This window comes from Pseudomonas sp. F220, assembly GCF_057813935.1.
This window is the reverse complement of sequence record NZ_JBVASJ010000005.1, coordinates 127,075-151,434: the sequence shown is the minus strand read 5'-3', so window position 1 is coordinate 151,434 and position 24,360 is coordinate 127,075. Positions and strand designations below refer to the sequence as shown.

Below are 24,360 nucleotides of genomic sequence, written 5' to 3'. Positions count from 1 at the left end.
GTCACAAGCCTCCGTCGGCAGGGCGGCCGCCGTAGCGCGCCACCAGCTTCAAATACACGCCGATGATCAGCAGCATCATTGCTACCAGGGTCATAGCCAGCGCACTGCCGAAAGGCCAGTTGCGCGATTGCAGGAACAGGTCGACCAGCGCGTTGCCAACGAAGAACACTTTGCCGCCACCGAGAATGGCGGGGATCAGGAACTCGCCCATCAGCAGGATGAACACCAGCATTACCCCGGTGATGATCCCGGGTGCGGAGAGCGGCAGGGTGATCCGACGGAAACATTCGAAGGCGCTGGCCCCGAGGTCCGCAGAGGCCTCAAGCAGGCGTTTGTCGAGTTTTTCCAGACTCACGTAGATCGGGAAAACCATCAGCGGCAGGTAGCCGTAAACGATGCCGATCAGCACCGCCCAAGGCGTGTTGATCAGCCGCACGTCTTCAAGACCAAGGCTTGCCAGCAACGCCGGAATGCCCTTGCCGCTGAGAATGAAGATCCAGGCGTAGGTACGAATCAGGAAACTGGTCCAGAACGGCACAATCACCAGTGTCAGCAACAGCGAGCGGTTCTTGCTGACCTTGACCGCCAGAAAATACGCCAGCGGGTAAGCCGCCACCAGGCACACCAACGTGCCCAGCGGCGCCAACATCAGGGTGTTGCTGAACGCCGCCCCCCGAGAGCCGAGATTCAGGTAGTTGGCCAGCGTGAAGCCACCGGCGTAACCGCCCACGGCACTGCGCTCGCCGAAGCTGAAGACCAGAATGATCACCAGCGGCATCAATAACAGCAGCAGGAACCACAGGGTCGAAGGCAAGAGCATCAGCAGGGTGATCCGTTGGCCGAGGTTGCGCCGGTGGCGAACCTCGACTGACAGGGCATTGCCCGGCTGCACCGTTTGCGGGTGGGCGGCGGCGTTCATGGGTGACTCCTCGTTGGCCATGGTAAAGCGGTCAGGCGGATTTGAAACGGGCCATCAGTTCGGCACGCGCGGGGCTGGTGAGCGTCGCTGCAGCGCCGAACTCCAGCGGGCTGAGGGCTTCGGCGGCCGGGTACATGATCGGGTCGTCGAGCATCGCTGTGGGCAGCAGGGCGTCGACGCGTTTGTCGCCGCTCGGGTAGCCATGGCTCAGCACTTCGAGCTTGTTGTGCTGTGGGTCGAGCAGGTAGTTGATGAAGGCGTAGGCGGCGTCCTTGTGCTCCGAGCTTTTCGGGATGGCGAAGAAGTCGCTCCAGAGTTCGCCGCCTTCCTTGCCCAGTTCGAACTGCATCTGCGCGTTGTCGCGGTGCAACTGCGAGGCGTCGCCGGTCCAGGACATGGCCAACCAGGCATCGCCGCTGCGCATCGACGGCTGGATGTCGGAGTTGATAGCGAACAGGTGCGGCTTGACTTGAATCAACAGTTTTTCGGCGTCGGCCAGTTCTTTCGGATCGAGGGAGTTGAAGCTGTAGCCGAAGCTTTTCAGGGCGTTGCCGATGGCAGTTAGTTGGTAGTCGTGGACCATCGTCCGGCCGCTGGCAGGTCCTTGAGCGGCGGCCCAAAATTCTTTCCAGCTGGTCGGGCCGTTTTTCAGTTTGCCGGTGTCGTAGACCATGCCGGTGGTGCCCCAGTTTTTCGGCACCGCGTAAACCTTGCCGTCCACCGTGCCCTGGGCCATGAATTTTTGCTGGAAGGCCGACGCATCGAAGTTGGGAATGCGCGACAGGTCCAACGGCTCGATCAGGCCCAGGCCGACGTAAGTGCTGATGGTGTAGTTGGTCGGCACCAGCACGTCCCAGCCACTGCCGCCGGCCTGCAACTTGGCGAGCATCTCTTCGTTGGAGCCGAACACGCTCATGGAGACGCGTGCGCCGGTCGTCTTGGCGAAGGTGTCGAGGTTCTCCTGGCTGTGGTAATTCGGCCAGGTCGCCAGCGACAGGCGGTCGCCCAGTTTCGTCTGCTCGGCGGCCTCGGCCGTTGAGGTCAGCAGCCCTGGCATATGGGTTGCGACCACCGCTGCGGCGATCCCCAAGCCTGTGCGGCCGAGGAAGTCGCGGCGGCTGATCGAGCCGTTCTGCCAGCTGCGCAGGGTTTTGATAAACGTCTTCTGGTCCATAGCACGCTCCACATCCGGTTGATGAAACGAATCGATGATTTACAACGCCATGGCCAGGCCATTGGCGTGATCCCAGCCGACGCTCACTGCGGCGCCGTGTTCGAATGCATTGGCGCCGTGATCCTGCTGGCGCGGTACACGTACGCAGACCACGCCAAAGGCCTGGGTACGCACGCGGTATTCGGTGGAGTTGCCCAGGTAGATGCGGTCTTCCACGCAGCCTTGCAGCTTCACTTCGCGGACCATGTCGGCGTTTGCGCCGGCGATGCTGATCAGCTCCGGGCGCACGGCGATGCAACCGGCGGCGTCTGCGCTCAGGGCCTTGCCGGTGGGTGTCAGCGGGCTGGTCAGCTCAAGTCCTTGGTCGGTGCGGAGTACCACCGAATTGCCGTGCAGATGGCGAACGGTGCCGTTGAACAGATTGGACTCGCCGATAAAGTCGGCCACGTAACGGCTGGCCGGGGCTTCATACAGTTGTTCCGGCGTGGCGGTCTGGATGATCGAACCGTTGTGCATCACGCTGATGCTGTCACTCATCGACAAGGCTTCTTCCTGGTCGTGGGTGACCAGCACGAAGGTGATGCCGACCTCCCGTTGCAGGCGCAACAGTTCGGATTGCATTTCCTTGCGCAGCTTGCGGTCCAGAGCGGCCAGCGGCTCATCGAGCAGCAACACGGTGGGCTTGTTGACCAGCGCCCTGGCCAGGGCTACACGTTGCTGTTGACCGCCGGAGAGTTCACTCGGTTTACGCTGGCCGAAGCCGCTGAGGCGAACCATTTCCAGCGCTTCGTCAGCCATGCGCAGTTGGTTTTTTTTGTCCGGTCGCGGGGTGCGATAACGCAGGCCGTAGGCGATGTTCTGCGCCACCGTCAAGTGCGGGAAGAGGGCGTAATGCTGGAACACCATGTTCACCGGCCGTTCAAATGCCGGTACTCCGGCAACGCTTTTACCGGCCAGGCGGACTTCACCGCTGGTGGGTTGTTCAAAGCCGGCGATCATGCGCAGAGTGGTGGTTTTGCCGCAGCCTGAACCGCCGAGGAAGGAATGGAATGAGCCGCGACGAACCGCGAAGTTCAGGCCATTGACGGCCGACACCTCGCCATAGCGTTTGACCACATTGCAGAATTCGATATCGCTTGGCTGGTGATCGTTCACGGTCCGGCTCCCTTGCAGTGATGAATCAGTGCGTCGAGGGCCAAACTAGCAATGAGGGTTTTGCGTTGTATATATCCCTTGGGGGATAGAGTCGTTTTCAGGTGTCAGGCTTCGATGACCAGTTCCTGGCCGGTCAGGTCGCGAATAAACAGCCCGAGCAATTCGGACTGGCTGCCGATGCCGAGCTTGGCGTAGATGTTCTTGCGGTGAATCTTCACCGTGCCGGGACTGATGCTCAGTTGTTCGGCCACCGAGGCGCTGGAGTGGCCGCGTAGCAGCAACTGGACAATCTCCTGCTCGCGCCCCGTGAGGATATGCGCACCGAACTGATCGAAGGCTTCGCGGATCTTGAAATCCAGATCCTGCGCCGGCCGCGGTTGCTGGGCCTGACGCAGGCGCCAGGCTTCATTGATGACCTGTTCGACCACGGCCTGGGCGCACTCGATCAACTGCATCTCGTCACGGCTGAACGCGCAACTGGCGGTGGAGCGCATCAGTGACAGTACCGCCATGGCTCCGCCACCCAGGTCGACAAAAAACGCCACTTCTTCCGCCAGACCCGTTTGCTGGTAATAGGTCAGGTAGTACTCGCCTAAGTAAAAATGGTCGGGCGCAAACTGCCGCAAACGCCACAACCCAGGAGCCTGTCCGCGAGTGCAGGCCAGGTAGAACGGATCAAGCAAGTAGGGCCCGCACTGATAGTCATCGACATACACCGCACGCTTGTCTGCAGAGAACGTGTCGAACAACGCCAACGGCCGATGGTTGCCTTCATAGACAAAAAGCACGAAATGATCGACCGGGCATACTTGCCGCAACCAGTGGCTCAGGCCCGCTAACCGCGCATGCCCGGGAGGCAGGTCAAGCAGGTGGGCGACACCGATGGTCCAGAGTTTAAGTTCCTTGGGGCGCATGACGACTTCAAGCAAGATTGGACTGCGTTTAGATGCACAAAGTACGCCATGGCGATGCCGGCCTTATGGGACGGGGTGGAGGAAGTGAAGTCGTTGTCAATACGCGCCGCAACAGGGCTGGGTGTTACCGAGTGCTACAGGGTTGGTATCAGAAGTGACCAGGTACGCAAGTAGCAGGGCAGCTCTCGAGTTGCCATCCCCTATGCCCGAATAGGCGGAAGGTCGCGGCTGCCCAGGCACCGCTAATACCTACCATAGCCAATCTCAATAAAAAGGTTGAATAGTCACACTAAATGTTAGATAAATAACAAAATAAGAACGCCAGCGTTAGCCTGGCAAGCCGTAACAAGGTGGGATATCAATGAGCAAGATCGCAGTCATCGGCAGCAACATGGTGGATCTGATCACCTACATCGACCGCATGCCGACGCAGGGCGAGACGCTAGAAGCTCCGGGGTTTGCGCTGGGTTGTGGCGGTAAGGGGGCCAATCAGGCGGTAGCCGCAGCCAAGCTCGGGGCGGATGTGCTGATGCTCACCAAGGTCGGCGATGACATGTTCGCCGACAACACCCTGGCCAATTTCCAGCGGTTCGGCATTGACACCCGTTATGTCCAGCGCGTGCCTGGCGTGTCCAGCGGGGTGGCGCCGATCTTCGTGCGGGCCGACTCCCACAACAGCATCCTCATCGTCAAAGGCGCCAACGGCTATCTCGCCCCGGCGGATATCGACGCCGCCGCGCAAGCTTTGCGCGAGTGTTCGCTGATCGTTCTGCAACTCGAAATCAATGTCGAAACCGTCTACTGCGCCATCGAGTTCGGCCGCGAACACAACATTCCCGTGCTGCTCAACCCGGCGCCGGCCTTGGCGGGTCTGAGCCGAGAACACCTGGCGCAACTGGATTTCCTGGTGCCCAACGAATCCGAACTGGCGCTGATCAGTGGCCAGACTGTGGACTCGCCGGAATCGGCACTTGAAGCTGCCAAGACCTTGGTCGCCAGCGGCATTCGTCATGTGATCGTGACCCTCGGCCAGCAGGGTGCGCTGTACGTCGGCGAAGAGGGCGAGTTTCAAATTCCCGGCCTGTGTGTCGCCGCCCGCGATACCTCCGGGGCCGGGGACGCTTTCATCGGCTGCTTCATTCATCACTGGAGTCACGATCGCGATATCCGCGCCGCCATGACCCAGGCGGTGGCCTATTCCGCCTGCTCGGTCACGGGTCTGGGCACCCAGACGTCCTACCCGGACGCCCACGCATTCGCTGAATTCCAGCGCAGCCTCGACGCCCGGCGCTGAGGTGATTCAACGGCTCCACCATCCCGAAGCTCACCCCGGAGAACAATAATGACTAAGCCTGCGCTCCAACAGACGCCTGATGGTTTTTACCTGAACCGCACGCCCTGGTTCGCCTTCATCCTGCTGTGCAGCATCTTCGCGCTGTGGGCGGCGGCCGCGAGTATGAACGACGTGCTCATCGCGCATTTCAAGAAGGCCTTTCTGCTCAGCGATTTCCAGACCGCGTTCGTGCAGTCGGCGTTTTATCTGGGGTATTTCTTTGTGGCAATTCCGGCCGCGTTGGTGGTACGGCGCTTCAGCTACAAGACCACCATTCTGATTGGCCTGATGCTGTACATGTTCGGTTGCCTGCTGTTCTTCCCGTCGGCGTCTACCGCCAAGTACGGCATGTTCCTGCTGGCGCTGTTCGTGATCGCGGCGGGGCTGTCGTTCCTCGAAACTGCCTGTAATACCTACTCGACCCTCATGGGCCCGCGGGAAACGGGCACCCGTCGGCTGAACATCTCCCAGACCTTCCATCCGTTCGGCGCGATGGCCGGGGTGTATGTCGGCAGTTTTGTGATGTTCAAGGACACCGATGCCACCCGTGAGCAGCTCACGCAAATGAGTGCTTCGGACGCGGCGATCCAGCAATTGCAAATGATCCAGTCCACCTTGCTGCCCTACAAGTGGATGATCGCGGTGTTGGTGCTGATGTTCATCCTGATCGCCATCACCCGTTTTCCGGCATGCAAGGGCAATCAGCCGAGCAGCAAGAAAACCGCCAGCCTCGGTGAAAGCCTGTCCCGGCTGTGGCGCAATCCGCGTTTCACCTTCGGCGTGCTGGCGCAGTTTCTGTATGTCGGCGCACAAGTCGGTGTGTGGAGTTTCACCATTCGCCTGGCCATGCAGTTGGGCGGGATGAACGAGCGCAGCGCCTCATGGTTCCTGCTGACTACATTCGCCGCGTACTTCGTCGGCAAGCTGATCGCCAACGTGCTGATGCGCAAACTGCACCCGGCCAAGGTGCTGGCGGTGTATGGCGTGCTGTGCATCCTGTTGCTGGCCTACACCATTCTGGTGCCGAACATTACGGCGGTGTATGCGGCGGTGGGGGTGAGTGTGTTCCTCGGTCCGTGCTGGCCGACCATTTATGGCCTGACTATCGACGGTCTGGGTGAAGACACCGGTGTCGGTGGTTCGCTGCTGGTGATGAGCATTGTCGGTGGCGGGGTGATTCCGATCTTCCAGGGTCTGTTGTCGGACTACAGCGGCGGCAACATGCAACTGGCCTACAGCGTGCCATTGGTGTGTTTCATCGTGATTGTGGCTTATGCACTGCGCTGTCTGCGTCATTCCGCCAGCGAACAGGCACCGGTGGGTGTGGCGGTGACTTCATGAGCACGCGCATCAATCTCTATCCACCGCTGTTTGGCGAGGCGCGCAAAACGTTACTGGAGTCCGAGGCTTTCAAGGTCCGCGCCTGGGTCTATCCCAGTGGCGTGCTGGCCCTGGAATTGGCGAATAGTCGGGGAAGTCTGGTGGTGCTGCCTTATCAAGGGCAGATGATTTGGTCGGCCGTTTTTGACGGTTGCGACCTGACCATGAGCAATCTGTTCAGCCAGCCCAAACCCAGCCCGACAGTGATCGGTACCTACGGCTGTTTCATGTTTCACAGCGGCCTGCTGCGCAACGGTTGTCCTACGCCTGAGGATGATCATCCATTGCACGGCGAGATGCCCTGCGCGGCGATGGATCGCGCTTGGCTGGAGGTCGGTGAAGACAACGCCGGACACTTCCTGAGACTGGGCGGCGAGTACGAATACGTGCAGGGTTTTGGTGATCGTTATCTGGCGAGCCCGAGCGTCACCTTGCGTGCCGATTCGGGGTTGTTCGATATCGCCATGAACGTGACCAACCTGGCGGGTAAACCCATGGACCTGATGTACATGGCCCACATGAATTACGCCTACATCGATGGCGGTCGGTTTATCGAGCCTTTGGGTTTCGAGCGTGTGCGTTTGCGCAGCAGTGTGCCCGCCCATGTGAAACCGACGCCGGCCTGGAGCCGCTACGTGGATCATTTGGCGCTGGAGCCGGAACAGTTTCAGTGCCTGGACCGGCCAGATCTCTACGATCCGGAAATCGTGTTTTTCTTCGACGGCGTGCAGGCGGACTCAAGCGGCCATGCGCATTTTCTGCTGAGTCATCTCGACGGTGCGACGTTTTACACCCGCTACCGCCCGGAGCAATTCGAGCATGCTGTCCGCTGGATTCTGCACAACGCCGATCAGCAAGTGGCGGCGTTCGTGCTGCCCGCCACCTGTGAGCCGGAAGGCTATCGGGCCGAGTCCGCCAAGGGCCATGTGCGCTCGCTGGCTGCGGGGGAAACGGCGGCCTTCAGCGTCACCACCGGTTACCTGAATGCCGCTGAACGGCAACCTCGGGAACAAGCACTGATCAGATGATCAATTGCGCGCCGCTGGCGGCAATAGCATCGCGGTAGGCCTTGGGGATTTTCTTGTCGCTGACCACGTACTGAAAATCCTCGAGGGCCGCGAAATGCGCGGTGCGCACCGTATCGAACTTGCTGTGGTCGGCCAGCAGCAGCCGCTGTTGTGCCTGGCGTAGGACCTTCTGCTTGACCTCCACTTCATTGAAGTTGAAGCAGGTCACACCGAAGTCCTGGCTGACGCCGGCGGCGGAGACAAAGGCCCAAGTCAGGCGCACGCCATCGAGGATGCCGGTTTCGGCCTGGTTCTCGAACACCTGGTTCTTGCGGTGGAAGGTCCCGCCGCACACCACGATGTTGCAGTTGGGCTTTTGCGACAGTTTGAGCAGCATGTTCAGGGAGTTGCACACAGCGGTGAACTCCAGATCGTCGGGAATGAAGTCCACCACGAAAGGCGTGGTGGTGCCGCAGTCGAAGAACACGGTGTCGCCGGGCTGAATAAAACGTGCGGCAAGTTTGCCGATGCGACGTTTCTCTTCGACATGCCGGGTGTCCTGTTCGGCCACGCGGTAGTCGCTGGGTTCGTTGCCATCGTGGATTTTGGTGATGTAGCCGCCGAGCAGGCGTAGCTGGTCGGTGTACGTGCTCAGGTCGCGGCGCAGGGTCATCTCCGACACGTCCAGCAACGCCGCCATCTCCCGCAGATGAATGGCGCTCTGGTCTTGCAGGGCTTGTTGAATAAGCTTGAGGCGCTCAGCTTTTTTACTGTCCACAGGCATTCCGGGGTTGATTGTTGGTGTTATTTAAGTAACATTAATTGTTGTAATTATAACGATTTTGCGCAAATGATCCTCGATTGTGGCGCAGGGGCATATGAATATACAAACAGGAGCATTTACGATGGCACATCTCGAACCCAAGGCACTGGCGCAGTACATCGATCATACTTTGCTGGCGCCCGATGCTTCCCGCGAGCAAATCGCGACCCTGTGCCGCGAGGCCCATGAGCATGGCTTCTATTCGGTGTGCGTGAATTCGGGACAGGTGCCCCATGCGGCGCAGTGCCTTGAAGGGCACAGCGTCAAGGTCTGCGCCGTGGTCGGCTTTCCGTTGGGTGCCGGACTGAGTGACACCAAGGCCTTCGAAGCCGAGCGGGCGATTGTTGCCGGCGCGGGGGAAATCGACATGGTGTTGAACATCGGCTGGCTGAAGGACGGTTTGTTCGACCAGGTTCAGGACGATATTGCTCTGGTTAAACAGGCCTGCGGCAGCGTGCCACTTAAAGTCATTCTGGAAACCTGCCTGCTCACCGACGCGGAAAAAGTAAAGGCCTGCGAGATTTGCCGCGAGCTGAACGTCGCATTCGTCAAGACGTCCACCGGCTTCAGCCGCAGCGGCGCAACCGTGGAAGACGTCGCGTTGATGCGCCATACCGTGGGCGCGGATCTTGGGGTCAAGGCATCGGGTGGCGTGCGCGATTACCCGACCGCACTGGCGATGATCGAGGCTGGTGCAACGCGACTGGGCACCAGCTCAGGCATCGCCATTATCAGCGGCGCCCAAGCGCCGGACGAAGGGTACTGAGGGGCTGATCAGTCCATCCGCAACACAATTTGCCGATGTGATCGCCACCGAGGAAGCCAAGCATTACCAGTCGACCCTCTAGTGCGGCGATGTTCGGATTCAGGCCTTTTGTGAGATTGCAAAATGGAACTGAAGGAATCACCGACGAAACTAAGGGGGCAGACAGGTTCGATCCGCACGATCACCACTGGTTGAGGCAGTCTTGCTCTGTAGACTCTATTTATCTATAGTTGTGTCTGTGGATGCATTATGAGGTATTGGACATGACAGTAGCCCTCCAAGCAAAAGGATTTTCCAAGAGACAGTGTGTTACTGGTCTGCGAGCAGCTGTAGGCATACTCGAAAAATGGGGTGCGTCCAGCGATCAGGCCTGCCGTATCCTGCGCATTTCTCGCAGCACGTACACACGCGCCAAGCAACGCGATCCCGACTGGTCCGTGGGACTGGATTCAGACCAGATGCAGCGCATCAGTTTTGTTCTCAATATCCACGCCGCACTGCGCCTCGTTTTTGATAACCCGGAAAACGTCTATGGTTTCCCGGCGATGGCGAACGAAAACGAGTTTTTCAACGGGCGCACCCCGCTCGATATTATGTCTCAGGGGGATATGATTTCTCTGTACGAGACGTTTCGGCGGATCGACGTGCTACGAGGCGCGCAATGGTGATGGTGAGCCAGCTGGCAGATCTGGCCGGCGAGCAGTTGCAGGCCTACCGACTGGTAAATTCAAAGTTTCCGCCTATTGCGTTGTTTGATGACGTTGCGGACGCGGACGAGTTTGAGGATCTGTATCAGATACAAGCTCTTACTAATCCAAGGCTGCAAAATGAGGTAGGGCACCTTGAGTTGATACCGCTAGGGGAGATTCCCTTCGGTATTCCTGGATGCTCTTACGCGACAGCACCTTTTACCCATGTCAACCCTGCTGGCTCGCGATTCAGCGATGGTAGGTATGGTGTGCTGTACGTGGCTGGTACGATGGAAACAGCACTGGCAGAGGTGCAGCATCACCAGAATCTGTACTGGTCGAAAGTCCATAATCTGAATTACGAGCGATTTGTTTTCCGGGGGCTGTCCTGCACATTCGCGGACATAGGGATGAAGGATGCCACATCCATCCCAATGGTTGATCCTGTCTACGATCCCGACGATTACACGCATTCCCAGCGCTTGGGGAGGGCCATCAAGGGGGCAGGGAACCTCGGTCTTCGTTACAACTCCGTGCGTACGCATGGCAGCTATTGCTGGGCGTTGATGACCCCAAGACCCGTCTCATCAATTATTCAAACAGCTCATTACGAGATGATCTGGAACGGTCAGATCACCAGCGTCAATAAAATCAGTGAAGCCTGACTGGGATATCTGCCACCGACCGTTTATGAACGGGCGATGGCTTCGAAATCACCTATCGAGGTGTCCGGTATTAGTTGACCACCGCAATACGTGATGGCGGTTTGGCGACTGCGGCACTGATGATCGCAGCCAAAAAAGACGGGTTGCCAGGTGTCGCCTTGCAACCCGTTGGCCTCACACCTTGATCAGTTGGGCGCCTGGTAGACGGATTTGCCTTCTACAATCGTTTCGAGCACCTTGATGTCCTTGATGGCCATCGGATCGACTTTCACGATGTTGTCCGACAGGACCACCATCTCTTCAAGTACGCCATTGGGTTCTCCATTGGCATCCTTGCGGATGACCCCGCCAGGCGGGTTGGGGGTGCTGGCCGTAATGCCGGCCAGTGCCAGTGCTGCACTGTTGGCGACCGTGAGATGACCGGATACATGGGTGATGTAAATCGGCTGGGTGGTGGACACCTTGTCGAGATCGGCGCGTGTGGGATGGCGTTTTTCGGCAAGCAGGGTGTCGTCGTACCCCGCACCGCTGATCCACTCCTGTGGGCCGACCTTGGCCTGCTGGACCTTCAGTGCCGCGATGAGGTCGTCTATGTTGCGAACAGTACCGATGGGCGGACTGTTCAGGTCGGCCACGAATGTCCCGGTGATTTTGGCACTGGCGAAATGGCTGTGGGCATCATAGATGCCGGGGATCATGGTCTTCCCCTTCAGGTCCACCACCTTGGTATTGGCCCCGATGTATCCAGCGAGGGTCTTGGATTTTCCCACCGCGAGGATTTTGCCGTCTCGAACCGCGACGGCTTGAGACGCAGTATTGTGCTTGTCGACCGTCAATACGTTTCCGTTTATATAAACCACCTGAGCTTCTGCCTTGGGGTGGTCTTCGCCGGCGTATGCGTTGACCGCCAGTGTGGCAAGCAGCGCAACGGTATATTTTGGGTGCATTTAAAATCTCCTATGCCTCTGTTGCAGGGGGCTGCAACAGAGGCATTCAGTTCATGAGCAGGGGATGGGTTTTTCCCCCTCGGCGTCAGTCAATGTGGACTTTGGCTCTGCGCAAGCGCTGCGCGAACTGTCGGTTCAGGGGCCAGGGGGGCGGCTGAACTCGGGCTCCTGTCGGTCTCATTCGTGTGGAACTGGCCGCTGTTATCGCGAGCGAGCTCATCGGCATCCGCCTGTTCTGCTGTAGAGAGATCCGATGCCGTGTGGCCGATACGCTTAAGCAGCAGGAGCATGCACACTAGAGAAACCAGGGCATAGGACGCTGAGGCTATCGCCACGCCGATGATGCTGCCGGTCGAGTTGAGAATGCCTTGTGCCAATACCGGTGTCGCACCGCCTACTAGCAATGAAGTGAGCTGGTAGGAGATCGATAAGCCGCTGTAGCGCACCTTGGTCGGGAAGGCGCGTGCCAGGATGCCGCCGACGGCGCCGTAAAACATAGAGTGCGGAATGGTGGCCAGGCACATGCCGAGCACCGCGATCCAGTAGATCTTGGTTTCCACGGCGAAGAACATCGCCGGCATGAGGATCAGCTCCGGAATTATCATCAGGGCGACGGCCTTGCGCATGTCGATCTTGGAGACCAGCAGTGCGCCGAAGGGCTGGACAATGAACTGAACGATCAGGGAAGCAATGATGATGCTGAGGAAGGTACTTTGTGAGTAACCCAACTCCTTGGTGGCCCAGGACAGGGCAAAGGTACTTTTGAAGTAAGTGACATGGATGATCGGCAATACACCGGCACCGAGAAGCACAATCTGCCAATGGTTACGCAGCACTTCCATAATCGGCAGCTTGACGGTCTTCTTCTGCTTGATAAGGCGCTTCATGTCATCCGACTCTTCAAGCTTGAGGCGAATCACCATGCCGACGATCACCAGCGCAGCCGACAGCAGGAACGGAATGCGCCAGCCCCAGAGCATGAAGTCCGATACCGGAAGGGCACTCAGCCCGAAGAACACGAGGGTCGCCAGCAGGTTACCGGCGGGGGAGCCCTGTTGGGCGAAGGCGGCATACATAATGCCCTTGCCCTTGGGCGCGTTTTCGCTGGCGATGAGAACAGCGCCGCCCCATTCGCCACCCACGGCGATCCCCTGGATGATGCGCAGGAACACCAGGGCAATCGGAGCCCAGATGCCGATCTGATAGTAAGTAGGCAGCAGGCCGATGCAGGTGGTAGCCACCCCCATCATGACCAGCGTGATAATGAGGGTGGTCTTGCGGCCAATTTTGTCGCCCAAGTGCCCGAAGATGATTCCGCCTACTGGTCGCGCGAGGAACCCGGCCCACAGCGTGAGGAAGGACAGCAAGGTGGCTGTGCCAGGATTGAGGTCGGAAGGAAAGAACACCTTACCGAAGACCAGGGCGGCGGCAGTGCCGTAGGCATAGAAGTCATACCACTCGATTGTCGTTCCGATGAACGAGGCCACTCCCGCCTTGCGGGCTCTCTTATGGGCGGCAACTTCCTGGGCGGCATTCATATTCAATTCCTGCTTGTTATTATTGGTATATGAGCTCTCGAAAACTGTTGTAGAGGCTCGTTAAACGCATCAGCGCGCTAAGTTCTAGCAAGGTCCGATCGCTTGGAGCCTATACAGGCAGAATTAAAAAAAATAATGATTAAAATTTATTGTTTGATACGTGATTTCGTATGGTCGAACCGGCTTAAACCCCTGGATTGCTCGGCGGCTGCAAGGCTTTGAACAATTCCAGGAAGCTTTGCGCGGCGGCGGACGGCAAGACGGCAAGACGAATGGCATGGATCTCGGAAAGCGCGCCGCTGCCGTTGATTTCGCAATAATGCACGCCTTCTTTCCAGGTCATGGCCAGGGTCTGGGGCACCAGGGCTACACCCATGTCGTGAGCCACCATGGCCACCACCGTTTGCCAGAGCCGAGTCTCATGGCGGATCCGCGGACTGAAACCAGCCGCCACGCAGCGCGCGATGATCCGGTCGTGATAGTGCGGCGAGACATTGCGCGGAAACAGGATGAAGTCGTCGTCCGCGAGGGCCGCCAGGTCGATTCGCGATTGATCCGCCAGCCGATGAGAGGAGGGCAGGCAGCAGAGGAATGGCTCGCTGAGCACAGGCTCGCAGCAGATGCTGTCGGGAAATTTGCTCCAGTGAACGAAACCGATATCGATCTGGCCACGCTGCAATGCCTGGGCCTGCTCGGCACTATTCATCTCCATCAGCACGATCTCGGTATCGGGGTGATCCGCCTCGAAGGTTTTGACTGCCTGCGGCAGGCCGCGATGCAGGATGGAGTTGACGAAGCCGACACTCAGACGCCCGGCGAAACCCTGGGCTGAACGCAAGGTCAGGCGCCTTGCTTGCTCGGCCCGCAGCAGCAGGTAACGCGCCTCATCGAGCAGCACCTGGCCGGCGTTGGTCAAGCTTACCGATTTGTTGTTGCGGTTGAGCAACTGGATGTCCAGTTGGCTTTCGAGCTTCTTGATGTCGAAGCTCAGGGCAGGTTGGGAGATGAATAATCGCGCGGCCGCTCGTCCAAAGTGCAGCTCTTCGGCGACGGCGACAAAGTAACGAAGTTGCTTGAGATCCATGATGATCTGCCTCGCTCTACGATAATTTTTTCTTATCGTAGTTGATTTACTTTGTATTAGATAGTTATCGATGGCGACCCTACTCTTGGCTCACAAGAATCAGGAGAGCCACCATGAATGCCCTGTCAGAACTCGACCACGACCCACTGAATATCCCCGATAGCCGGGGTCTGAACCTGTTCGATTGCGATGCCGGTCTGGCCGCTTTGCTCAAGGTTTATCTGCCGTCCGACGTCTATGCCCAATGGCTGCCGACCTGGCAGAAACTCGGCGCCAGAGCCGGTGGCGAGCTGGATGTGCTGGCACTGTCGGCTGACAAGAACCCGCCGAAACTGTTGCCACGTACCCGTCGTGGTGAAGACATTCAGAGCGTTCAGAAACACCCGGATTTCGTCGAGCTGGAGAGGGTGGCCTATTCCGAACTCGGTCTGGCTGCGATGAGCCACCGTGACGACGGCACGCTGCCGCTGAGCAAGTACGCTTTGACCTATCTGTTCGTGCAGGCCGAATTCGGCCTGTGCTGCCCGGTGAGCATGACCGACTCCCTGACCCGCACCTTGCGCAAGTTCGGCTCCCCTGAGCTGGTGGCGCGGTACTTGCCGTCCCTGGTCTCGCAGGATTTTGACACGCTGTTCCAGGGCGCCATGTTCATGACTGAGCAAGCCGCTGGCTCCGATGTCTCACGCACCCAAACCCGGGCCCGGCTGACGGACGGCGAGTGGCAGCTGTTTGGCGAAAAGTGGTTCTGCTCCAATCCCGACGCGGACCTGGCGATGGTCCTGGCGCGTCCGGAAGATGCGCCGGAAGGCATGTCGGGCGTGAGCCTGTTCCTGTTGCCCAAGCTGCGCCCGGATGGTTCTCGTAACGCCTACCGGATTCAGCGCTTGAAAGACAAACTCGGCACTCGCTCGATGGCCAGTGGCGAAATCACCCTTGAAGGTGCCACCGCTTACCTGATTGGCGAAGTCGGTCGCGGGTTCCAGCAAATGGCCGACATGGTCAATATGTCGCGCTTGTCCAATGGCGTGCGAGCGGCCGGGTTGATGCGCCGGGGCGTTAACGAAGCGCTGTACATCGCTCGTCATCGTCGGGCCTTTGGCAAGCACTTGATCGACATGCCGTTGATGCAGCGCCAGTTGCTGAAAATGATGCTGCCCGCCGAGCAGGCGCGCTCGATGTTCATGCAAATTGCCACGCTGCTGCCCAAGGCCGATGCGGGCGACGAGGCGGCGCGCAAATGCGTGCGCATCCTGACCCCGCTCATCAAGTTCCGTGCCTGCCGCGACGCGCGACGGGTAACCGGCGACGCCATGGAAGTGCGTGGCGGGATCGGCTACATCGAAGAATGGAGCGATGCCCGACTGGTGCGCGATGCCCACCTGGGTTCGATCTGGGAAGGCACCAGCAACATCGTAGCGTTGGATATCGGCCGCGCCGTGACCCGGGAGTCGGCCCTCGAACCGTTGCAGCAGCACCTGGCCCGCGTTCTGGCCGAGGCCGCCTTGCCGGCTGAGAGCCAGCGCTTGTTCGAGACCCTGCTGCAACGGACGGTGGCGCGGCTTGCCGAGGTGGCCCATGAGCGCCGCGATGAACAGGTGCGCCAGGCCGGTAGTGCGCTCTACCACATCGCCACGGCGATTTTCATGGCCTGGGAAGCCAGCCGCCAGCCGGATGATGCCCGGCGCCTGGCCTTGGCTCATCTGCTGCTCCAGCACAAGCTTTTGCCCCGCGACCCGCTGAGCCCGGAGCCTGCGATCGACGCCGAACTGCTGTCGCGCCTGGCCAACGAACGCCCGCTGTCGCAAGCCGAAGCCATGCAGCTGTTGCCGGTCTGAACGGCCCTCACCCTATTGAGCAGAGTGTACTTATGAATCATTCAAAAGGGGCCCTTGAGGGCCTGAAAGTGATCGACCTCAGCCGAGTGCTGGGCGGGCCTTACTGTTCCCAGGCACTGGCGGACCATGGCGCCGAGGTGATCAAGCTGGAACCCTTGAGCGGCGATGAGACGCGCGGTTGGGGGCCACCCTTCGAAGGCGCGGACGCTTCCTATTTTCGCGGCGTCAACCGCAACAAGCAGGGTATCGCCGTGGACCTGTCCCGGCCCGAAGGCATTGAACTGCTGATGTGCCTGTTGGAGGGTGCCGACGTACTGATCGAGAACTTCAAGCCCGGTACCCTGAAGCGCTGGGGCATCGATTACGCCGAGGTCCTGAGCCAGCGTTTTCCAGGGCTGATCCACTGCGCAGTCTCAGGCTTCGGTGGCGATGGCCCGTTGGGTGGCCTGCCGGGTTACGACGCCGTGATCCAGGCGATGGCCGGGCTGATGAGCGTCAATGGCGAAGCCGACGGCGGCCCGCTGCGCATTGGTCTGCCTATCGTCGATATGGTGACTGGCCTGAATGCCATGGCAGGGATTCTCCTGGCACTCAATGAACGCCATCGCAGTGGCCTGGGGCAGTCCCTGGATATCACTCTGTACGACTGCGGTGTGTCGTTGCTGCATCCTCATATTCCTAACTATCTGGCTTCCGGCAAGACCCCGCAGCGCTCCGGCAATGCCCATCCCAATATTGCGCCCTATGACAGTTATTGCACAGGCACCGAGCCGATTTTCCTGGCGGTGGGCAACGATCGCCAGTTCGCCAAATTGTGCGAGCAACTGGGCGCCGGCGAAATTTCAGAGGATCCGCGCTTTGTTAACAACGGCGTGCGCTTGGTCAACCGCGATGCGCTGAAGCAGGCGCTGGAGACGCACATGGCCAGTCATGACGGGGCTGTTCTGGCGCAGCAGCTGATCCAGGTCGGGGTGCCTTGCGGGGCAATCGCGACGATCGACACCGTGGTCGCCCATCCGCATACCCAGCACCGCGGCCTATTGGTGGATATCGGCGACTACCGGGGTATCGGTTCCCCGGTGAAGCTTTCGCGCACCCCGGCCACCTACCGCAGTGCGCCCCCAGCCTTGGGGGAAAACACCCGTGCAGTACTCGAAGGCCTGGGTCTGGAGGCGCAGGTGATCGACCAGCTCTATGCGGCCGGCATCGTTCGCGGTTAACGCCGCACCCGGATAACGCCAGCTGCGCATTGGGCTGGCATTAGATCTACCCCTTACACCCTTAGCAGGAGAGCCCATGAGCCACGAGCCCGTTTGTCCTGAACCCTTGGTTCTGCTGGAGCAGCCCGCGCCGGGCGTGGCGCTGCTGCGGCTCAATCGTCCCAAGGCGCGCAATGCTCTGAACATGGCGTTGCGCGAGGAGCTGGCCGGACATTTTCGGCGTCTCGATGAGTGCCCTGTTACCCGAGTCATCATTCTCACGGGTAGCGATACGGTATTTGCAGCGGGCGCGGACCTTGGCGAGATGGTCGACGCCACGGCACTGGAACTGTATGCACGGCATGCCGAGCGTCATTGGCAAGCCATTTCTGCTTGTCGCAAACCGGTCATCGCAGCGGTCAACGGCTTCGCCCTGGGCGGTGGATGCGAGCTGGCGATGCATTGCGACCTGATCATTGCCGGCACGTCAGCGCGTTTCGCTCAACCGGAAGTCAAGGTCGGGGTCATGCCGGGGGCGGGTGGGACTCAGCGCTTGCTGCGTGCCGTCGGCAAGTTCCAGGCGCTGCGCATGTTGTTCACGGGCTGCCAGGTAACGGCCGAAGAAGCGCTGCGCATGGGTCTGGTCAGCGAGGTGGTGGCGGACGCCGAGACTCTGTCGTCGGCCCTGGCGATGGCCATCACCATCGCCGATATGCCGCCGATCGCCGTGGCGCAGATCAAGGAGGTGGTGCTCGCAGGCATGGATTTGCCGCTGGAGCAGGCGCTGACCCTGGAGCGCAAGGCCTTCCAGTTGCTGTTTGGTTCCAGCGATCAAAAAGAGGGCATGCAAGCCTTTCTGCAAAAACGTAAACCGGAGTACCTCGGTCAATGAACCCGCAACCACTGCAACGCATCGGTCTGGTCGGCACTGGCGCCATGGGGCAGGGCATCGCCCAGGTCATGGCCCTGGCCGGGTTGAACGTCTCACTGTTTGATGCTCGCTCAGGTGCTGCGAGCACGGCTCGAGAACAACTGGCGGCGACCTTCGCCCGGTTGCAAGAGAAGGCACGGATCACCCCGCAAGCGGCCACTGAGGCGCTGGCGCATTTGCAGGTGGTCGATAGCCTGGAAGCCTTGGGTGACTGTCAATTGGTGATCGAGGCGATCGTCGAGGATCTCGAGGCCAAACAGCGTCTGTTCCGGCAACTGGATGAGTCACTCGATGAAACGACCGTGCTGGCGAGCAATACCTCGTCACTGTCGATCACCGCGATCGCTTCAGTATGCAGTCACCCTGGGCGTGTGGCCGGACTGCATTTCTTCAACCCGGTACCGCTGATGCGCCTTGTCGAAGTGATCGGCGGTATCGCCACCCGGTCTGAAGTCATCGAGCAACTGCAGTCGCTGGTCCGGCGTATCGGTCATTACCCGGCCAGCTCCAAGGACTCCCCGGGGTTTATTGTCAACCACGCAGGCCGGGCCTTCGGCACCGAGGCATTGCGCATTCTCAGTGAGGGCGTAGCACCGGCAGCGCTGATTGACGCAGCACTGCGCGACGGTGCTGGCTTTCGTATGGGGCCGTTCGAGTTGTTGGACCTGATTGGCCTGGATGTCAGCCTGCCGGTGATGGAGTCGGTGTATCGACAGTTTTATGAAGAGCCCCGTTACCGGCCCCATCCGCTGCTGCGATTGATGCAAGCGGGTGGGCACCTTGGGCGTAAAAGTGGCCAGGGTTTTTATTGTTACGAGGGCAGGGGCGGTGCGCCGCGGCTGGTTCAGCCCGTGCCGCAGTGTCCACAGCTGCCTCCCGTCTGGGTGGCTGGCGATGATGAAATCGGCAGGACGCGCCTGTTGGCTTTGCTTGAACAGTTGGGTGCCGAGGTCGAGAGCGGCCCGCGACCCTCCGCCGAGGCCTTGTGCCTGCTGGCAACCCTGGGTGACGACGCCACCGAATCGGCCCTGCGACACGGCGTAGACCCCGCGCGCACGGTGGCGATCGATACCTTGCTGGAGCCCGGCAGCCTGCGTTGCCTGATGCTCAACCCGGCGACCCGGGCGGACATGCAGAGCGCAGCCCATGCGCTGTTCAGCGCGGATGGCGGCACGGTTGTGATGATCCGTGACAGTTGCGGTTTCATCGTTCAGCGCACCCTGGCGTCGATCGTCAACCTGGCCTGCGATATCGCTCAGCAAGGCATCGCCTCGGTCGCCGATATCGATATGGCGGTGCGGCTGGGCCTTGGTTATCCGCAGGGGCCGCTGGAGTGGGGCGACCAGTTGGGCGCTGCTCGCCTGCTGCACATTCTGGAACGTATGCATGCACTCACCGGCGACCCACGTTACCGCCCTAGCGGCTGGCTACGCAGACGGGTGCGGCTGGGGATTTCCCTGTGCCAGCCAGAAAACCTAATGCCGGCCTGAGTCGATTCAACCCTTATTTATCGAGAGCTTTACCATGCTTGATGCCTATATCTACGATGGCCTGCGTTCCCCCTTCGGCCGCCACGCCGGCTCCTTGGCCAGCGTGCGCCCGGATGACCTGCTGGCCAGCGTGGTACGTGCCTTGGTGGCGCGTAACCCGTTTGCCGCGCAGGACTATGAAGACCTGATCACCGGCTGCACCAGCCAGGCCGGCGAGGACGCGCGCAACCTGGCCCGTCACGTTGCCCTGCTGGCAGGCCTGCCAACGTCCGTTGGCGGTTTGACCGTCAACCGCCTGTGCGGCTCCGGCCTGGCCGCTGTGCTGGATGCTGCCCGCGCCGTGCGGGTCGGAGAAGGCGAGCTGTTTATTGCCGGCGGTGCCGAGAGCATGAGCCGCGCGCCGTTCGTGGTCGCCAAGGCGGAAACCGCCTACTCCCGCGACTTCCGTGTCTTCGACAGCAGCATCGGCGCACGCTTCCCCAACCCAAAAGTTGAGTCTGAATTCGGCGCCGATTCGATGCCGGAGACGGCCGATAACGTCGCCCGTGAGCTGGGTATCAGCCGCGAAGACGCCGACACCTATGCCGCCCGCAGTCAGGCGCTGTTCGAAGCGGCGGTGCAGGACGGTTTCTATGCCGGTGAAATCTTGCCGATCGAGGTGCCGCAGGGACGTAAGCAGCCGCCGAAGATAGTCGAGTGCGACGAGCATCCGCGTCCGGAAAGCAACTTCGAAGCGCTGTCGCGCCTGCGCCCACTGTTTGAAGACGGCGTTGTCACGGCTGGCAACGCCTCGGGGATCAACGATGGCGCTGCCGCGTTGCTGATCGGCTCAGGCGCTATCGGTGAGAAGTACGGCCTCAAGCCTCGCGCGCGGATCCTGGCTGGCGCCGTGGCCGGTGTCGAGCCGCGCCTGATGGGCCTTGGCCCGGTGCCGGCCTGCACCAATGCCTTGCAACGCGCAGGCCTGAGTCTGGCCGACATGGACCTAATCGAAATCAATGAGGCGTTTGCCTCGCAAGTGTTGGGCTGTGCCAAACAGCTCGGTCTGGCTTTCGATGATCCGCGCCTGAACCCCAACGGTGGCGCCATTGCCGTCGGTCACCCGCTCGGTGCCTCCGGTGCCCGCCTGGCCTACAGCGCAGTGCGTCAGCTGGAACGCAGCAACGGTCGCTACGCCCTGATCAGCCTGTGCATTGGCCTGGGCCAGGGCATTGCCTGCGTTATCGAACGCCTCGACTAACAAAACACCACCCTCACGAATTCGGAGAAATACCCATGGCCAACAAGGCAAGCTTCAACTGGATCGACCCGTTGCTGCTGGATCAGCAACTCACGGTAGAAGAGCGCATGGTGCGCGACAGCGCCCAGCAATTCGCCGCCGACAAGCTGGCGCCACGGGTGCTGGAGGCCTTCCGTCACGAGCAGACCGATCCGGCGATCTTCCGCGAGATGGGTGAAACCGGCCTGCTCGGCGCCACCATTCCCGAAGCTTACGGCGGCAGCGGTCTCAACTATGTGTGCTATGGCCTGATCGCTCGCGAAGTCGAGCGTGTCGACTCTGGTTATCGCTCGATGATGAGCGTGCAGTCCTCCTTGGTAATGGTGCCGATCAACGAATTCGGCAACGAAGCCACCAAGCAGAAATACCTGCCAAAGTTGGCCAGTGGCGAATACATCGGCTGCTTCGGCCTGACCGAGCCGAACCATGGTTCCGACCCGGGCTCGATGATCGCCAGGGCGAAGAAAGTCGACGGTGGCTACCGCCTGACCGGCAGCAAAATGTGGATCACCAACAGCCCGATCGCCGACGTGTTCGTGGTGTGGGCCAAGGACGATGAAGGCCAGATTCGTGGCTTCGTCCTGGAGAAGGGCTGGCAGGGCCTGAGTGCCCCGGTTATCCACGGTAAGGTCGGTCTGCGTGCGTCGATTACCGGTGAAATCGTCATGGATAACGTGTTCTGCCCAGAAGAGAACGCCTTCCCGGACGTACGTGGCCTGCGCGGCCCGTTCACTTGCCTGAACTCGGCGCGCTACGGCATCGCCTGGGGCGCGCTGGGTGCTGCGGAAGACTGCTGGCACACCGCTCGTCAGTACGTGCTGGACCGCAACCAGTTCGGTCGTCCGCTGGCTGCCAGCCAGTTGATCCAGAAGAAGCTGGCGGATATGCAAACCGAGATCACTCTGGCCCTGCAAGGCTGCCTGCGCCTGGGGCGGATGAAAGACGAAGGCACGGCGGCGGTAGAAATCACCTCGATCATGAAGCGCAACAGCTGCGGCAAGTCGCTGGATATCGCTCGTCTGGCTCGCGACATGCTGGGCGGCAACGGCATCAGCGATGAATTTGGCGTGGCTCGTCATCTGGTCAACCTGGAGGTGGTCAACACCTACGAAGGGACCCACGACGTGCATGCGCTGATCCTCGGTCGTGCGCAGACCGGTATCCAGGCGTTTTTCTAATCATCGCCCAAGACGGTTTTTCAGCCAGCGTTTGAAAGTGTGAGCGGGCATCCACCCGCCGCATTGCAACAACACCCTTGAACCTACAATAAAAAAAGGCGTGAAAGCGCCCACGGGAAACCTTTGCCATGAACCAACCTTCAACCCTGACATGCCTGGTCCTGGGCGCCTTGACCTGCTCTGTCGGCCAGGCCGCGCGCGCAGACTTCATCAACGACGGTAAGGCCACGCTGGGATTGCGCAATTACTACTTCAACAACGACTATCGCGACCGGGCCGGTCCTGCCGGACAGAGCAAAACCGAGGAATGGGCCCAAGGGTTCATGCTCAATTACACCTCGGGTTTCACCGCCGGGACGCTGGGTTTCGGCGTGGATGCCTTGGCTCTGCAGGGCGTGACACTGAACAGTGGTGCTGGCAATCATCGCGGCAGCTCGATGATTCCGGACGATGGCACTGGCGCGGTCGATCAGTGGAGCCGTCTGGGCCTGACCGCCAAGGCCCGCCTGGGCAAAACCGAAGCACGCTTGGGCACGCTGATGCCCAAACTGCCAATCCTGGTGTCAAACGACAGTCGTCTGCTGCCGCAGACGTTCGAAGGCGCGCAGCTCACCAGCAACGACATCGACAATCTGACCCTCACCGCCGGCCGCCTGGAACATGCCACTGGACGCGGTTCCAGTGACCGTACCGGTCTCGCGGTCACTGGCGGGACTCGCGAGAGCAATGAGTTTGTGTTCGCCGGAGCCGATTACAAAGTCACCAAGGACCTGCTCGTCCAGTACTATGCGGCCAACCTCGAGAACTACTACACCCAGCAGTTCTTCGGTTTGCAACATACGCTCGCCCTGAGCGAAGGCCAGTCGATCAAGACCGACCTGCGCTATTTCGACACCGACTCCAGTGGCGCTAACGGCAGCGCCAGCGGACGTGCCGACGGTTACCGAGTCGGTGGCTATACCCGCCATGGTTCCGGCGAGATCGACAACCGCACCTGGAGCGCGATGTTCACCTATACCCTCGGTGGTCATGCGTTGACGGGTGGTTACCAAAGCATTTCCGACGACAGCAACTTTGTTCAACTCAATCAGGGCACCTTGCCGGGCAAGGGTGCCGTTGGCAGCAGTCTCTATCTGTTTACCGACCGCATGCTCACCAGTTTCAACCGTGCCGGCGAACGCACCTGGTTCGGTCAGTACGCCTATGACTTCGCCGCGTTGGGCGTGCCGGGCCTGCGTGCGTCGATGATCTACCTCAAGGGCGATGGCATCAAAACCATCCCGGGGGATGAAAAGGAGGAATGGGAGCGCGACCTGGCGCTGGACTACGTTATCCAGAGTGGCCTGTTGAAAAACGTAGGCTTGGGTTGGCGGCATGCAGCACTGCGCTCGCAGATCGATCCCCACCAAGACCAGAACCGTGTGATCGTCAGCTACACCCTGGCACTGTTCTGACTTTCTGGCCTGCCACCCCGTGAAGGGGGGCAGGCCGTAGGTTCTATACGAAGCGCCAGGCTTTGATAGGGCTGTAACCTTGATGAGTAACTGGGGGCTTCGTGTTCTCTTTCTGACGAGTATTCCAGGTGGACGCACACACAGCGGCAAAAAAACGGCCGGGCGTGGACTCGCGTCGGCGAAGGCCACATGGCGGCTGGGCAGCACAGGCCTAATGGCCGAGATAGGATCGCGCGCTGCGCGCCGGCGCTTGCGAGATCTGCATAAATCCTTTGGTGTAGGAGAGCATGTGCGGCGTGACATTTCCGGCCAGATGTCGCGCTGCCTTATTTGGACCGGGGTTACAGCCCATGGCGAAGATGCTCATCAGATCGTTCTAGCGTTTCCGGACGATCATCTTTGATGATGACTCGGACACGAGCGTGTGCGCCGCAATTCTTCAACATTCAAACATTCAAACATTCAAATGTTAGGGCAGGGCAATGAAATAAGCGGGCAGGGGGGCTGTATGGCAATCGAAGTTAGATCGCAGATTTAATATAACTCAACTAAACAGTCATTTAGTTTAGTTATTCTTTCCTATTATAATGGAGAGCGTAG

At 59.9% G+C, this 24,360-nt stretch carries 21 protein-coding genes; 13 read left to right on the top strand and 8 right to left on the bottom strand.

Translation table 11 applies throughout. From position 1 onward, the window contains the following. Nucleotide 1: 1 nt before the first annotated feature. The 4 genes from ACZYSM_RS07370 to ACZYSM_RS07355 all read right to left on the bottom strand — a co-directional run bounded on the left by ACZYSM_RS07370 (nucleotide 2) and on the right by ACZYSM_RS07355 (nucleotide 4,162). Nucleotides 2–919 (bottom strand): ABC transporter permease, encoded by a 918-nt coding sequence (locus ACZYSM_RS07370; RefSeq protein ID WP_489070287.1) that lies wholly within the window; start codon nucleotides 917–919, stop codon nucleotides 2–4. A gap of 31 nt (nucleotides 920–950) precedes the next feature. Continuing rightward, a complete protein-coding gene (locus ACZYSM_RS07365) occupies nucleotides 951–2,093 on the bottom strand; it encodes an ABC transporter substrate-binding protein (RefSeq protein ID WP_489070285.1) in 1,143 nt (380 codons plus the stop codon). A gap of 39 nt (nucleotides 2,094–2,132) precedes the next feature. Continuing rightward, nucleotides 2,133–3,248 (bottom strand): ABC transporter ATP-binding protein, encoded by a 1,116-nt coding sequence (locus ACZYSM_RS07360; RefSeq protein WP_489070283.1) that lies wholly within the window; start codon nucleotides 3,246–3,248, stop codon nucleotides 2,133–2,135. A gap of 104 nt (nucleotides 3,249–3,352) precedes the next feature. After that, nucleotides 3,353–4,162 carry a response regulator transcription factor gene (locus ACZYSM_RS07355; protein WP_489070281.1) on the bottom strand — a complete coding sequence of 270 codons (810 nt, stop codon included), beginning with the start codon at nucleotides 4,160–4,162 and terminating at the stop codon, nucleotides 3,353–3,355. A gap of 361 nt (nucleotides 4,163–4,523) precedes the next feature. Between ACZYSM_RS07355 and rbsK the strand changes: the two genes are divergently transcribed. From rbsK to ACZYSM_RS07340, 3 genes are read left to right on the top strand one after another with little or no spacing between them, the layout of a single operon-like run. After that, the gene (rbsK, locus tag ACZYSM_RS07350) at nucleotides 4,524–5,456 is read left to right on the top strand and encodes a ribokinase (RefSeq protein WP_489070279.1); all 933 of its coding nucleotides are present in this window, start codon (nucleotides 4,524–4,526) and stop codon (nucleotides 5,454–5,456) included. A gap of 48 nt (nucleotides 5,457–5,504) precedes the next feature. Then, nucleotides 5,505–6,836 carry an L-fucose:H+ symporter permease gene (fucP, locus tag ACZYSM_RS07345; protein ID WP_489070277.1) on the top strand — a complete coding sequence of 444 codons (1,332 nt, stop codon included), beginning with the start codon at nucleotides 5,505–5,507 and terminating at the stop codon, nucleotides 6,834–6,836. Continuing rightward, a complete protein-coding gene (locus ACZYSM_RS07340; RefSeq protein WP_489070275.1) occupies nucleotides 6,833–7,903 on the top strand; it encodes an aldose 1-epimerase family protein in 1,071 nt (356 codons plus the stop codon). Before fucP ends, ACZYSM_RS07340 begins: the two co-directional genes overlap by 4 nt. On the opposite strand, the gene deoR is transcribed toward ACZYSM_RS07340, so the two are convergent. Beyond that, entirely contained in the window at nucleotides 7,896–8,666 is a 771-nt protein-coding gene (gene deoR / locus ACZYSM_RS07335) for a DNA-binding transcriptional repressor DeoR (RefSeq protein WP_489070273.1), read from the bottom strand. The genes ACZYSM_RS07340 and deoR overlap by 8 nt on opposite strands. A gap of 121 nt (nucleotides 8,667–8,787) precedes the next feature. On the opposite strand from deoR, the gene deoC reads away from it, so the two are divergent. From deoC to ACZYSM_RS07320, 3 genes are all read left to right on the top strand, one after another. Then, a complete protein-coding gene (gene deoC, locus ACZYSM_RS07330; protein WP_489070271.1) occupies nucleotides 8,788–9,471 on the top strand; it encodes a deoxyribose-phosphate aldolase in 684 nt (227 codons plus the stop codon). Between the two features lie 263 nt (nucleotides 9,472–9,734). After that, complete coding sequence (locus tag ACZYSM_RS07325; protein WP_489070269.1) at nucleotides 9,735–10,139, top strand: antitoxin Xre-like helix-turn-helix domain-containing protein; 405 nt, start codon at nucleotides 9,735–9,737, stop codon at nucleotides 10,137–10,139. Next, complete coding sequence (locus ACZYSM_RS07320) at nucleotides 10,133–10,825, top strand: RES family NAD+ phosphorylase (RefSeq protein ID WP_489070267.1); 693 nt, start codon at nucleotides 10,133–10,135, stop codon at nucleotides 10,823–10,825. Before ACZYSM_RS07325 ends, ACZYSM_RS07320 begins: the two co-directional genes overlap by 7 nt. A gap of 185 nt (nucleotides 10,826–11,010) precedes the next feature. Here the strand turns inward: ACZYSM_RS07320 and ACZYSM_RS07315 are convergent, their stop codons facing one another. From ACZYSM_RS07315 to ACZYSM_RS07305, 3 genes are all read right to left on the bottom strand, one after another. Beyond that, the gene (locus tag ACZYSM_RS07315; RefSeq protein ID WP_489070265.1) at nucleotides 11,011–11,772 is read right to left on the bottom strand and encodes an amidohydrolase; all 762 of its coding nucleotides are present in this window, start codon (nucleotides 11,770–11,772) and stop codon (nucleotides 11,011–11,013) included. An 89-nt stretch (nucleotides 11,773–11,861) separates the two neighbouring features. Then, nucleotides 11,862–13,310, bottom strand: a complete 1,449-nt coding sequence (locus ACZYSM_RS07310) for an MFS transporter (protein WP_489070263.1) — start codon at nucleotides 13,308–13,310, stop codon at nucleotides 11,862–11,864. A 184-nt stretch (nucleotides 13,311–13,494) separates the two neighbouring features. After that, the gene (locus ACZYSM_RS07305; RefSeq protein ID WP_489070261.1) at nucleotides 13,495–14,394 is read right to left on the bottom strand and encodes a LysR family transcriptional regulator; all 900 of its coding nucleotides are present in this window, start codon (nucleotides 14,392–14,394) and stop codon (nucleotides 13,495–13,497) included. Nucleotides 14,395–14,507: 113 nt separating this feature from the next. Between ACZYSM_RS07305 and ACZYSM_RS07300 the strand changes: the two genes are divergently transcribed. The 7 genes from ACZYSM_RS07300 to ACZYSM_RS07270 all read left to right on the top strand — a co-directional run bounded on the left by ACZYSM_RS07300 (nucleotide 14,508) and on the right by ACZYSM_RS07270 (nucleotide 23,760). Next, a complete protein-coding gene (locus ACZYSM_RS07300) occupies nucleotides 14,508–16,229 on the top strand; it encodes an acyl-CoA dehydrogenase family protein (protein WP_489070259.1) in 1,722 nt (573 codons plus the stop codon). A gap of 32 nt (nucleotides 16,230–16,261) precedes the next feature. Continuing rightward, the gene (locus ACZYSM_RS07295; protein ID WP_489070257.1) at nucleotides 16,262–17,449 is read left to right on the top strand and encodes a CaiB/BaiF CoA transferase family protein; all 1,188 of its coding nucleotides are present in this window, start codon (nucleotides 16,262–16,264) and stop codon (nucleotides 17,447–17,449) included. 76 nt (nucleotides 17,450–17,525) lie between these two features. Next, nucleotides 17,526–18,320 carry an enoyl-CoA hydratase gene (locus tag ACZYSM_RS07290; RefSeq protein ID WP_489070255.1) on the top strand — a complete coding sequence of 265 codons (795 nt, stop codon included), beginning with the start codon at nucleotides 17,526–17,528 and terminating at the stop codon, nucleotides 18,318–18,320. Beyond that, nucleotides 18,317–19,849 carry a 3-hydroxyacyl-CoA dehydrogenase gene (locus tag ACZYSM_RS07285; protein ID WP_489070253.1) on the top strand — a complete coding sequence of 511 codons (1,533 nt, stop codon included), beginning with the start codon at nucleotides 18,317–18,319 and terminating at the stop codon, nucleotides 19,847–19,849. Before ACZYSM_RS07290 ends, ACZYSM_RS07285 begins: the two co-directional genes overlap by 4 nt. A gap of 34 nt (nucleotides 19,850–19,883) precedes the next feature. Further along, nucleotides 19,884–21,089 carry a 3-oxoadipyl-CoA thiolase gene (locus ACZYSM_RS07280; RefSeq protein WP_489070251.1) on the top strand — a complete coding sequence of 402 codons (1,206 nt, stop codon included), beginning with the start codon at nucleotides 19,884–19,886 and terminating at the stop codon, nucleotides 21,087–21,089. A gap of 35 nt (nucleotides 21,090–21,124) precedes the next feature. Then, nucleotides 21,125–22,306, top strand: coding sequence for an acyl-CoA dehydrogenase (locus ACZYSM_RS07275; protein ID WP_489070249.1), 1,182 nt, complete (start codon nucleotides 21,125–21,127; stop codon nucleotides 22,304–22,306). Between the two features lie 128 nt (nucleotides 22,307–22,434). Further along, nucleotides 22,435–23,760 (top strand): OprD family porin, encoded by a 1,326-nt coding sequence (locus ACZYSM_RS07270; RefSeq protein ID WP_489070247.1) that lies wholly within the window; start codon nucleotides 22,435–22,437, stop codon nucleotides 23,758–23,760. The last annotated feature ends 600 nt before the right edge of the window (nucleotides 23,761–24,360 follow it).